10 protein-coding genes and 1 tRNA gene are annotated in these 12098 nt (G+C 43.7%); 9 read left to right on the top strand and 2 right to left on the bottom strand.

Going from position 1 to position 12098, the window contains the following annotated elements; all coding sequences use genetic code 11:
- The first annotated feature begins 11 nt into the window (after positions 1–11).
- Positions 12–2456, top strand: coding sequence for an LTA synthase family protein (locus tag AC4CS8_RS09375; protein WP_493892924.1), 2445 nt, complete (start codon positions 12–14; stop codon positions 2454–2456).
- A gap of 142 nt (positions 2457–2598) precedes the next feature.
- Positions 2599–4179 carry an ATP-binding cassette domain-containing protein gene (locus AC4CS8_RS09370; protein ID WP_493892923.1) on the top strand — a complete coding sequence of 527 codons (1581 nt, stop codon included), beginning with the start codon at positions 2599–2601 and terminating at the stop codon, positions 4177–4179.
- 50 nt (positions 4180–4229) lie between these two features.
- On the opposite strand, the gene AC4CS8_RS09365 is transcribed toward AC4CS8_RS09370, so the two are convergent.
- Positions 4230–4311, bottom strand: a tRNA-Leu gene (locus AC4CS8_RS09365).
- A 448-nt stretch (positions 4312–4759) separates the two neighbouring features.
- On the opposite strand from AC4CS8_RS09365, the gene rsgA reads away from it, so the two are divergent.
- The 7 genes from rsgA (at position 4760) to purR (ending at position 11134) form a co-directional block, all read left to right on the top strand.
- Positions 4760–5635 carry a ribosome small subunit-dependent GTPase A gene (gene rsgA, locus AC4CS8_RS09360; protein WP_493892922.1) on the top strand — a complete coding sequence of 292 codons (876 nt, stop codon included), beginning with the start codon at positions 4760–4762 and terminating at the stop codon, positions 5633–5635.
- A gap of 14 nt (positions 5636–5649) precedes the next feature.
- Positions 5650–6309, top strand: coding sequence for a ribulose-phosphate 3-epimerase (gene rpe, locus AC4CS8_RS09355; protein ID WP_493892921.1), 660 nt, complete (start codon positions 5650–5652; stop codon positions 6307–6309).
- Positions 6302–6934 carry a thiamine diphosphokinase gene (locus AC4CS8_RS09350; RefSeq protein ID WP_493892920.1) on the top strand — a complete coding sequence of 211 codons (633 nt, stop codon included), beginning with the start codon at positions 6302–6304 and terminating at the stop codon, positions 6932–6934. Before rpe ends, AC4CS8_RS09350 begins: the two co-directional genes overlap by 8 nt.
- Positions 6935–8173 (top strand): DNA recombination protein RmuC, encoded by a 1239-nt coding sequence (locus tag AC4CS8_RS09345; protein WP_493892919.1) that lies wholly within the window; start codon positions 6935–6937, stop codon positions 8171–8173.
- Positions 8163–9104 carry a 3'-5' exoribonuclease YhaM family protein gene (locus AC4CS8_RS09340; RefSeq protein WP_044674724.1) on the top strand — a complete coding sequence of 314 codons (942 nt, stop codon included), beginning with the start codon at positions 8163–8165 and terminating at the stop codon, positions 9102–9104. The genes AC4CS8_RS09345 and AC4CS8_RS09340 overlap by 11 nt, the downstream gene beginning before the upstream one ends.
- The gene (locus AC4CS8_RS09335) at positions 9104–9976 is read left to right on the top strand and encodes an aminoglycoside phosphotransferase family protein (RefSeq protein WP_493892918.1); all 873 of its coding nucleotides are present in this window, start codon (positions 9104–9106) and stop codon (positions 9974–9976) included. The genes AC4CS8_RS09340 and AC4CS8_RS09335 overlap by 1 nt, the downstream gene beginning before the upstream one ends.
- 345 nt (positions 9977–10321) lie before the next feature.
- A complete protein-coding gene (purR, locus tag AC4CS8_RS09330; RefSeq protein ID WP_493892917.1) occupies positions 10322–11134 on the top strand; it encodes a pur operon repressor in 813 nt (270 codons plus the stop codon).
- A gap of 97 nt (positions 11135–11231) precedes the next feature.
- On the opposite strand, the gene AC4CS8_RS09325 is transcribed toward purR, so the two are convergent.
- Positions 11232–12098: an RluA family pseudouridine synthase gene (locus AC4CS8_RS09325; RefSeq protein WP_493892916.1), complete on the bottom strand. Its 867-nt coding sequence runs from the start codon at positions 12096–12098 to the stop codon at positions 11232–11234.

The raw sequence follows: 12098 nt of genomic DNA, 5'->3' as shown, positions 1-12098 counted from the left end.
AGAGAAAAGTTATGAAACAAATCAATCCTAAGGCAACCAAGCAGTTTATTCTGGTCATGGTGATGACCGTTTTGCTGGCGATGGGACGAGCTCTTTTGCTTAGCGGGATATCTTTTCCGCACTGGTTTATTCCCCCGCTTCTAATTGCCTATCTCATTTTTACGTTTTATATTTTGGTCCTGCTCGAGAAATACGAGGAATTTGTAAAGACCAAAACTTTCGCTAAGTATATCGGCTACTTTCTAGGTTTTCTCTATATTGTCAACCTAGTTTATCGTATCAACGCTAAGAAGTACCAACCTTGGAATATTTTCAGGAACAATCTCTTTCAGTTTGAACTTCTTTTGATGTTGGTTCTCCCTGTTTTAGTAGCTTTTTTATGGCGAAAGAATACAAGGGTTCGAGAAAAACTAAGCAAATGGTCAGCCGGTCATCTTGTGCCGGATGTGTATTTACTTTTGACCAGCTTGCTTTCCCTCAGCCCATTAGCAGTATCCTACTGGAAGGATAGTCATTTTGAGACTCTGGTGGAGAAAGGTTCTTACGTAGAGTTTTTTAGTCAGACACCGCTGTTTGCTCCTATTCATTTTATAGGGACCTACATTTTTCTTCGCTATCTTCATAAGGCATTTGTGGAGTTTAAGGCCAATCGAACCAATGTCCACAGTATGTTCTTTATCAGCCTCATCTTGGCGATATTGTCCCATATTGGCTATCAGGTTTCAATGGCAGGTGGGACAGGCTCTTACTTCACTCGCCACCTCTTTCCTGGAGCTATTATTTTTCAAATTGTCTGCCTCTTTTTCCTCAATGTCATCATTAGCTTGGTTATCAACCGTCAGATTCTATCTGTTGCTGTGATCGCCAGTTTAAATGTCATTTTGATAACGGCTAATTTCCTAAAATTCCGCTATCGTTCGGAACCCATAACGCCAAATGATTTTAAGTGGATTGGGAATATGGGGATGATTCTCAGTTTTATCAGTCTGCGTATCGTAATTGTTTCTCTGGTCTTTTTGGTCATTCTTGCCTTTGTTTATAGGAAAATTAATAAGAAGTACTTCCAAGGACAGATTGTCAAGTCTATCTGGAAACGACTAGCAGGTGTTTCAGTCATCGTATCCCTAATTTTAGGAATGGGCTGGGCTATTCGCAATGAAAAAGACCATAAAATTCCTAGCTGGATCCCTATTCTTTCTCAGGTCAATAATTGGCGTAACGTAGACTGGAAGGGCTATGCCTTTGTAGCTCGCTATCGTACCCTTTCTTTCCTTTGGTTGCAGCAACTCAGCAAGACCAGCATGGAAATGCCTGAGAATTACTCTGAAAAGACCATGAAAGCTATTGTTAAAAAATACACAGCCTTGGCTGAGGAAATTAATGCGGAGCGGACAGGCCAGTTGACAGACCAAACGGTTATCTATATTCTCAGTGAGAGTTTGGCTGACCCACGTCGGATCCCTGGTGTGACCTTGAGCCAGAATGTTCTGCCAAATATTGAGTACATCATGAGCCAGACTACTAGTGGCTTGATGAAGAGTGATCACTATGGTGGTGGTACAGCCAACATTGAGTTTCAGGTTTATAGTGGCTTGCCTTTCTATAATTACAGCTCATCCATTTCCTCTGTTTATCTGGATGTAGCACCGAATATGAAGAAGCTACCAAGTATTAGCGACCTCTATCCAGCAGATGACCGAGTAGCTATTCACCCTTATTTTGATACGAGTTACAATCGTAATTCTATCTATAAGCAGTTAGGAATTGAGCAATTCTATACTCTTAATAGTGCCAATTATCCTCTTATGGTGACAGACGAGGATTATCAGGGGAATTTTGTCAGTGATAAAAAGACCTATGATTTGATCTTGGAGCAAGTCCGTTCAGGCACAAATACCTTTGTGTCAGCTATTACCATGCAAAACCACGTTCAGTGGAATTCCATTGAACCGGCTGGTATCACGGCGACAGGAGAAGGATTTACGGCTGAAGAAAATGAAAACTTGACCAGCTATGTCCGCCTCCTATCCTTTACGGATCAGGCTACAAGGGATTTTCTAAATCAACTGAAACAGTTGGATAAAAAAGTGACGGTGGTCTTTTATGGCGACCATCTGCCGGGTTTGTATCCGGAGTCAGCTTTTGCGACTGATCCAAGTTTACAGTATAAGACGGACTATTTTGTTTGGAGTAATTTCGATACGGAAAAATACAATTATGAATTAATCAATTCTAGCGATTTGAATGCCCTCATGCTTGAAACAACTAACAACAAGGTCAGTCCTTACTATGCCCTCTTGACAGAAGTGTTGCACAAGGACCGTGTGGGACAGGCAGAGCGTGACGCAAGTGTTGCAGAAGAACTCAAGTTAGTCCAATATGACCTATCCACAGGAAAAGGCTACCTCTTGAAATACAAAGATTTTTTCAAGATAGCGACAGAAACAAGCCAATAAAGTAGATACCAAGTCAGAATGCTGGCTTGGTTTTTCTTTATGTGAAAAAGGACACAAACATGGGGAATTGTGGTATAATAACTTTGTTTAATGCAGATTTTTTATTGCTTTTTCCAAGAAATAATAAAACAAAGGATAAGAAATGAAAACTAGGAATTTTTGGCTAACCTTATTTTGTATTTTTGCAGTCGCTTTATTAAATGTTGGCTTTTTGTATCAGTATCGCTACATTATCGATGCTATCGCAGATGGAGATAGACAGGCTTTTATCTCTTATTTTGTGATGATGGGTATAACAGTTCTTGTCATGTTGGTCTTTGAATACATTCGCCAAATTGCCAATGTCACTTATCTCAATCAGGTTGGTTTTCAATTGCAAGCAACCTTTATTGGCAAGGTTTTTGATTTGCCTTTTGATCGCTTTGTGGAGCGTGGGGCTGGGGCCTATATTTCGCAACTGAACAACGATTTGGAAACAGTAAAAGAAGACTATTACGATGCTTTCTTTACGATTTTCCAAGGGGTGTGTACCTTTGCGATTGCCAGTCTAGCCTTGCTGAGTTTGGATGGTCTGACAGCCATTTTCTTGATTCTGATTTCCTTTTTACCAGTAGTCATTCCCTATCTCTTTAAAAAGCGAAGAAGACTAAATCAGGAGGCGATTTCAGACAGTCAGCAGGTTTATAATACGAGAGTTTCAGATGTCTTTCAGGGCTATTTGCAGGTGAAAAATAGCCGTCAGAAACAGCAGGTTCTGGATGGGCTGAACGATCGCTACCAAGAAGTCAATGACAAGGTTAATCAGGCCAATCGCACAACCGTAACCATGCATCTATTAGTTGGTTTTGTCTTTTATCTGACAACCCTGTCAATTATTTTTATCGGTGGTTTTCAAGTATTTTCAGGAGCTCTGACCATCGGTGGTTTGACTGCTATTCTGACCATTTCAGAGCAGTTGGTGGATCCGATTAACAGCATTGCGGCAGCCTTTTTGGACAGACATGCTATTGGGGAATTAAAACAGGAGTTTGAAGTGGATGGTCTTGCACAGGAAGTCGTGAAGCCGTTGAAACAAGCACCGGCTTTTCAGACTATTCAACTGGTTGACGCTAGTTATGCCATCGGTGAAAAACAAGTCTTTGAAAATCTGACAATAACTTTCGAGCCTGGCGAAAAGTATTTAATTCTTGGGGAAAGTGGTTCTGGCAAATCTTCCTTGGCTCTTATTTTGACCAAGAATAGCCAACTGCAAAAAGGGAATGTTCTCTTTGACCAAACTGCTATTCAAGATTTGTCTTATCAAGCTATTCAAGACAGGATTGCTTATTTGCCACAAGAGGGAGCCCTTTTCCACGATACAGTTCTTTACAACTTGGCCATGGGGCAGGAGGTTTCAGAAGATAAGGTCATGTCCCTCATTAAAACTATGAACCTCGACAACCGTTTTCCAAGTTATGCTTCTTTGATCGAGGAAATTAGTGATGATAGCGGACTGTCTGGCGGGCAAAAGCAACGCCTGCTCTTGATTCGTGCCTTGCTGCAAGATAAGGACATCTTGTTGCTGGATGAAAGTTTGTCTGCCTTGGATCAGGAAACCTATGCAGTGATTGAAGATTACCTCACCTCACTAGCTGATAAGACGCTCATTCATATTTCCCACCGTGTGTCCGATGATGTCCTTAGCCGTTATGATGGGGTGGTACGGATTGGGGACAATACCTAAAATTAACCCCAAGCCATCAACTTTGACTTGGGGTTATCCTTTATAAATAATGCGGAGGAAGGGATTTGAACCCTCACACCCAATGGGCACATGCGCCTGAAGCATGCGTGTCTGCCGTTCCACCACCTCCGCTTATGGTTTATTATACTCTTTTTCAACTGTCTTGACTAGGGTAAAGTGTAAAATCTCAGAGTCTGGGTAAAAGACTATCCCACTTCATAAGGTTAGTGTCAACATCTCAGCGCAGTGGTTGATTGTTCCAACAATCAGATTGATTGTTGGAGGTTGGAGATAAGATTTGCAAAGCAAATCTCAGCAGTTCGTGTTTTACACTCCAAATCTGACCATTACGACTGTTGCGAACAAAGTTCGCCTTATCTCCAACCTCAAACTGTCTCCCGGACAGTTTGAGCTGTGCGGGGGCGGGACTGAAACAGTCTGGGAATAGACTGTTTCAGCTCAACAACTTGAAACGTGAAATGGGTGACGCGCTCTTTTATTAAGGTTCGAGTTCTTTCCTGCTCCTTTTTTCCTAGGAAATTTGGTATAATAGGAACAAGTACACACAAAGGAGTCTTCATTGCAAGGAAGAATTATCAAGGCCTTGGCTGGTTTTTACTATGTCGAGGCGGATGGACAGATTTATCAAACCAGAGCCAGAGGAAATTTTCGTAAGAAAGGCCAAACGCCCTACGTGGGTGATTTTGTGGACTTTTCTGCGGAGGAAAACTCAGAAGGCTATATTTTAAAGATTCATGAGCGAAAAAATAGTCTGGTTCGTCCGCCCATTGTCAATATCGATCAGGCGGTGGTCATCATGTCGGCCAAGGAGCCTGATTTTAATGCCAATCTACTAGACCGTTTCCTAGTGCTTTTGGAACAGAAGGATATGGATCCTATTATTTATATCTCTAAGATGGACTTGGTAGAAGATCGGACGGAAATGGATGCCTTCAAAGCCATCTATGAGAAAATTGGCTATCCTTTTGTCTATAGTTTAGAGGAATTGACTCCCTTACTGCAGGATAAGGTGACGGTCTTTATGGGGCAGACAGGGGTTGGCAAATCGACTCTTCTCAATCGCATTGCACCAGAATTAGCCTTGGAAACAGGGGCTATTTCAGATAGTCTGGGACGTGGTCGCCATACCACTCGTGCGGTCAGCTTCTACAATGTCTTCGGTGGGAAAATTGCGGATACGCCAGGTTTTTCATCCCTAGACTATGAAGTCAAGGAGGCTGAGGCTCTGACAGATTGTTTCCCAGAGATTGCGGAAAGCAGCCAGAACTGCAAATTTAGGACCTGTACCCACACCCATGAGCCGGATTGTGCGGTCAAGGAAGCTGTTGCCAGCTCTGCCATTTCCCAAAGTCGCTTTGATAATTACCTGCAGTTTTTGAGTGAAATCCAGAATCTGCGTGAAACTTATACTAAAGTATCCAAAAAATTTAAATAGAAAGTTGGTTCCCTATGTCACACTATAAGATTGCCCCGTCTATTTTGGCGGCAGATTATGCAAATTTTGAAAAAGAGCTCAAGCGTCTAGAAAAGACAGGTGTGGAGTATGTACACATCGATGTCATGGACGGTCATTTCGTGCCAAATATCAGCTTTGGGGCGGATGTGGTTGCGGCTATGCGTCCTCATAGCAAGCTGGTTTTTGATTGCCATCTCATGGTGTCCAATCCTGAACACCATATTGAGAGTTTTGCCCGTGCGGGTGCAGATATTTTAACCATTCATGCAGAAGCAACGGTTCATCTACATGGAACACTACAAAAAATCCGTGCTGCTGGTATGAAGGTGGGTGTGGTCATCAATCCAGGTACACCCCTTGTGACCATTGAGCCTGTGCTCGACTTGGTGGATCAGGTTCTGCTCATGACGGTCAACCCAGGTTTTGGTGGACAAGCCTACATTCCAGAAGTGGCTGAGAAGATTGAGGCCTTGGCCAAACTGCGTGAAGCCAAGGGCTTGACCTTTGACATCGAAGTGGATGGCGGAATTGACGACAAGACCATTCATTCAGCCAAAAATGCGGGTGCCAATGTCTTTGTGGCTGGTTCCTACCTCTTCAAAGGAGACTTGGATGCCAACGTTGCTAAATTGAGAGCTGCCCTCCATGACTAAGATTGCTGTCATTGCAGGCGGTTCCATTGACTGCCTTCCTGAGCCTGCCGACCTCTATGTGGGGGTAGATGCAGGCTCTCTTCGTCTTCTGGACCATTCTCTGTCTCTTGACTGGGCCATCGGTGATTTTGACTCGGTGACACCTGAAGAGTTATGGCGGATAAAGGCTCAAGCAGAGCGTTTTTTGCAAGCTCCTGCTGAAAAAGATGACACAGATTTGGAGCTGGCTTTAAAGGAAATCTTCAAGGCCTATCCGCAGGCACAGGTCCGTATCTACGGTGCTTTGGGCGGTCGCATGGATCACATGTTGAGCAATCTCTTTTTACCAGCAGAACCAGACTTGGCGGCTCATATGGAGCAGATTGAATTGGTAGATAGTCAAAACATTATCTGTTTCCGTCCAGCAGGCAGTCATATCATCCGACCTGTTCAAGACATGACTTATGTTTCCTTTATGCCGTCGGACCAAAGCCGCCTGACCATTCGTCATGCCAAGTACCCGCTGGATGCCAGCAATTATTTTTTCAAAAAATGCTATTCCTCTAACGAATTTATAGATAGAGACATAGACATTCAACTGGATAAGGGCTACGTGGTCCTTATCTACAGTAAGGACAAGAATTAGATGGATATTGTATTACTTATTTTGCTGATACTGGTCTTGCTTGCCTTGGTTTTTCTTTATGGAAAATGGCAGAGCTTGGCCCTGCTTTTGCAAGAACAAGCAGAAGACACAGCAGACAACTTGTCTGATCAGCTCAGCTATCAACTAGAAAATGCAACCCTCAAACAGCAGCAGGCCATTCATCAGGAAGTGGAAAGACTGCGCACGGAGCTTTATCAACAACTGACCGAGATTCGACAAGAGTTAAATAAGAGTCACTTGGAAACGCGAGATGCCACCGACCGACGTTTGCAGGCCATTCAGGAGTCCAATGAAAAACGCCTGGAAGAAATGCGGCAGACGGTTGAGGAAAAGCTGGAGAAAACCCTGCAAACCCGCCTACAAGCCTCCTTTGAAACGGTGTCCAAGCAATTGGAATCGGTCAATCGTGGTCTGGGAGAAATGCAGACGGTGGCGCGTGATGTGGGTAGTCTTAACAAGGTACTGTCTGGGACCAAAACCCGTGGCATCATGGGTGAATTGCAGCTGGGACAGATTATCGAGGATATTTTGACACCTAGCCAATATGAGCGAGAGTTTGCCACGGTTTCAGGCTCTAGTGAGCGCGTGGAGTATGCGGTCAAGCTACCAGGACGGACGGAAGGCGACTATATCTACTTGCCAATCGATTCCAAGTTTCCGCTGGCAGATTACTACCGCTTGGAAGATGCTTACGAAAGTGGGGACAAGGATCAGATAGACCTCCATCGGAAAAATCTCTTGGCTGCTATCAAACGTTTTGCCAAGGATATTCAGAGCAAGTACCTCAATCCGCCTGAAACGACTAACTTTGGCGTGCTCTTTCTGCCAACCGAAGGGCTGTATTCAGAAGTGGTCCGCAATCCCATTTTCTTTGATGACCTACGCCGTCAGGAAAATATCGTGGTAGCAGGACCGACCACCCTTTCTGCCCTGCTTAATTCCCTCTCTGTCGGCTTTAAAACCCTCAATATTCAACGGTCGGCCGATGATATTTCCAAGGTCTTGGGCAATGTCAAGCTGGAATTTGGCAAGTTTTCTGACCTCTTGCTTAAGGCTCAGAAACAACTCAATCAGGCCAGCAGCAATATTGACAAACTCCTAACCACTCGAACCAATGCTATCGAGCGTAGTCTTCGCACCATTGACCTGTACGAAGATGACCAAACCAAGAGCTTACTTGGTTTATCCCCACTAGAAGAGGAAGATAATGAAGATTAACCAAATGAAAAAAGATGAATTCTTTGAAGGATTCTATCTCATAAAAACGGCAGAAGTCCGTCAGACACGGGCTGGAAAAGACTATCTAGCTTTGACTTTCCAAGATGATACAGGAGAGATTGAGGGCAAGGTCTGGGATGCTCAGCCAGGAAAAATCAAGGACTTTACAGCAGGAACAGTTGTTCACATGCAAGGTCGTCGTGAGGTCTATAACAATACCCCTCAAGTCAATCAATTAGTTCTCCGTCTGCCCAAAGCTGGTGAACCAAACGACCCTGCAGATTTCAAGGAAAAACCACCAGTGGATGTCAAGGACACAAAAGATTACCTAAGCCAGATGATTTTCCGGATTGAAAATGCGACATGGCAGCGGATTGTCCGTGCCCTTTACAGCAAGTACGACAAGGAATTTTATTCCTATCCAGCGGCCAAGACCAATCACCATGCCTTCTATTCAGGTTTGTCCTTCCATACAGCGACCATGGTCCGCTTGGCTGATAAAATTGGCGACATCTATCCCCAGCTCAACAAGAGCCTGCTCTTTGCAGGAATCATGCTGCATGACCTAGCCAAGGTGATTGAACTGACAGGACCTGATAACACAGGCTACACTGTCCGTGGCAATTTGATTGGGCACATTTCCTTGATTGATGAAGAGATTACCAAGGTCTTGATGGAATTGGGTATCGACGATAGCAAGGAAGAAGTGACTGTTCTGCGCCACGTTATCCTCAGCCATCACGGCCTCTTGGAGTATGGAAGCCCAGTCCGTCCGCAGATTATGGAGGCGGAAATCCTCCACATGATTGACAACATCGATGCGGAAATGATGATGATGCTATCGGCCTTGGATAAGGTCGGCCCAGGCGAGATGACTAATCGTATTTTTGCCATGGATAACCGTGCCTTTTACAAACCTAATATTGACTGATGGCAGTTAAGATATTATCTCGTCAGCCCCTCACCAAAGGCTGGTCCACGGACCAAAAGTACAAGGTCCAGCTAGAAGATGGTCGTTTTGGTCTTTTGAGAATAGCAGAGCGGACAGCCTATGAGACCAAGCAAGCAGAATTTCGATTGGTTCAAAGCTTGTTTGGACAAGACTTGCCTGTGGCAGAGCCAATCGCCTTTTGGGCGGATGAAGAGTCGGTCTATATCCTCTATGAATGGGTAGAAGGTCAGGATATGAATGAAGTGGCTTCCAGCATGTCTGAGTCAGTCTTATATGATTTGGGCTGCCAGTCAGGGCAGTTCTTACGAGCCCTGCATGCCCTACCGATTGACCAAAGTCAACGGGACTGGAATAGTTTTTATCAGGCTAAGATTGACAGTAAAATCAAGGCCTATCAGGTAGCTAGTCATTCCTATCCAAATGGTCAAGCTATGATAGACTTTGTTCAGGCCAATCGTCACTTGCTTGAAAGGCGACCGATTGCCCACCATCATGGTGATTTTCATACAGGGAATTTTCTACTGGGAAGAGATGGAAAATTAAAAATCTTAGACTTTGATCGCTATGATATAGGAGATCCTTGGGAGGAATTTAATCGACTCATATTCACAGCAGACTTATCCCCAGCCTTTGCGCGTGGTCAGCTAGATGCCTATTTTGAGGGAGTCATTCCTGATGATTTTTGGAAGCTCTTAGCTCTTTATGTAACGGTAAATAGTTTGGGAGCTTTAGCTTGGGCAGAAAGAGTAGATCTCGAACAAATTCCATTGATGACGGAACAGGCGGTAAAAATATCGGAATGGTATGCAGATTTTACTAACATCATTCCGACTTGGTATGATCCAAAATAAGAGAAAAAACGAAAAGCGAGCTCCTCAGATGTTGGTTCTACCTTGCTTGATGACTCTGGGCAAGATACGAAAAGAATTGAACTAAGTGAGGAAGAACAACTAAGAGAAGTTGCTGATAACGAACTCAAAGTCATGTTAAAAGATATCTATGATTCCATGTATCCTGAGAGGAAGTAAATTAAAAAGGGGAGTAACAGTCTGAATTTCCATAGGAATTTAGGTCTTCTGTCGGTCGAATATTAATAAATAAACGAAAAAAGTGACCAGTTTCCGTGAAAATTGTTCGCTTTTTTTCCTTTTATGGTATAATGATATAAAATAGTACTTGGAAGCGAGGAGATGATCATGAAATTGAGAAGAAGCGAGCGCATGGTTGTAATTTCAAATTACCTTATCAACCATCCTTACAAATTAACTAGCCTAAATACTTTTGCTGAAAAGTATGAATCCGCTAAATCCTCTATTTCGGAAGATATTGCTATCATAAAGAAAGCATTTGAAGAAAGTTCGATTGGTCAAATTGAAACCATTACAGGTGCCAGCGGTGGAGTGGTCTTTACACCTTCTATTTCCAAGGAAGAGTCTCTTGTAATTGCGGAACAGCTACGAGCACAGATGGCTGAAAGTAGCCGTATTTTGCCAGGTGGTTACATCTATTCTTCTGACTTACTATCAACGCCTCAGATTTTAAAAAATGTCGGTCGTATCATTGCCAATAGTTTCAAGAATGCGCAGATTGACGCTGTTATGACGGTCGCAACCAAGGGTGTTCCCTTGGCTAATGCAGTTGCCAATGTGCTCAATGTACCCTTTGTGATTGTCCGTCGTGATTTGAAAATCACAGAGGGGTCAACTGTTTCGGTCAACTATGTGTCAGGTTCTAGCGATCGTATTGAGAAAATGTTCTTATCTAAACGTAGCTTGAAAGCCGGTAGCCGCGTACTGATTGTCGATGATTTCTTGAAAAATGGTGGAACGATAAACGGTATGATCAGTCTCTTAGCTGAATTTGACTCCACTTTGGTAGGTGTAGCTGTCTTTGCGGAAAACCAAAAGGGAGATCGTAACGTAGCCAACTACAAATCACTGCTTGCTGTGACTGACATCAACGTGAAAGAAAATCGTGTTGATGTGGAGTTGGGAAATATTTTTGAATAAATTTCTTTAACTTGAACCTTTAAATGTTCAATCTAAGTATAGCTTAGACCATTATTTGTGCATAAAGAAAAAAGCTGAGTGTTCAGCTTTTTCTTTTTTAACATTTTCTCAACACCTCTTCAAAACTCTCCGACCGTGCTTCCACACTAATCTTTTCCAAGGTTAGCGGGTGGGTCAGGCTGAGTTTTTGGGCGTGGAGCATAAGGCGTGGAGCAGGGATTCTACTGTAAAGAGGATCACCGATAAGAGCATGGCCGTGGTGGGCTAAATGCACTCGAATCTGATGGGTCCGACCAGTCTGGAGGCGACAAGAAACTAGACTATTTTTACCAATCATTTTCAAGAGGCGGACCTGGGTAAGAGCAGTTTGTCCCTTACGATTGTCAACCACCCGTTTTCTGCGATCATGCCTGTCCCGTCCAATCTTATCTGTAATAGTCCAGTCAGTCTTTTTTAGCCGCCCTTGGCAGAGGGCAAGATAGTCACGGTAGATAACCTTGTTTTCCAAAAGCCGATTGAGAATGGGCAGGATAAAGGGATTTTTTGCAAAGAGAATGGCTCCGCTGGTCTCCATATCGAGCCTGTGGACCACGTAGCAGGTCTGCCCGACATAGGCAGATACATGGTTGAGCAAGGCGATTTCAGTTGGCTCATTGCCATGGGTTTTCATACCTTCGGGCTTGTTCACGATAATCAGGTGTTCATCTTGGTAGAGTTCCTCAACCAAGTCTGCCTGTCCTAGTGGAATGGTTTTTTCAGGGTAATCTTCCTCATCAAAGGTCAATTCCAGCCAATCACCTGCGAGAATGGGGCTCTGCCAGTTAATCAGTTCACCGTTGACGCGGACATGCTTCTTGGTGCGGAGGAAATGGCGGATTTTTCTAGGAATGAGAAAATAATCTTCCAAAACCTCCTTGACGGTCAGTTGAGGAAAGGCTTGGGGAATGCGAATGTCAATTTTCAT

The organism is Streptococcus sp. NSSLK0004 (assembly GCF_059039125.1).
This window is presented reverse-complemented; position numbering and strand designations above follow the sequence as displayed.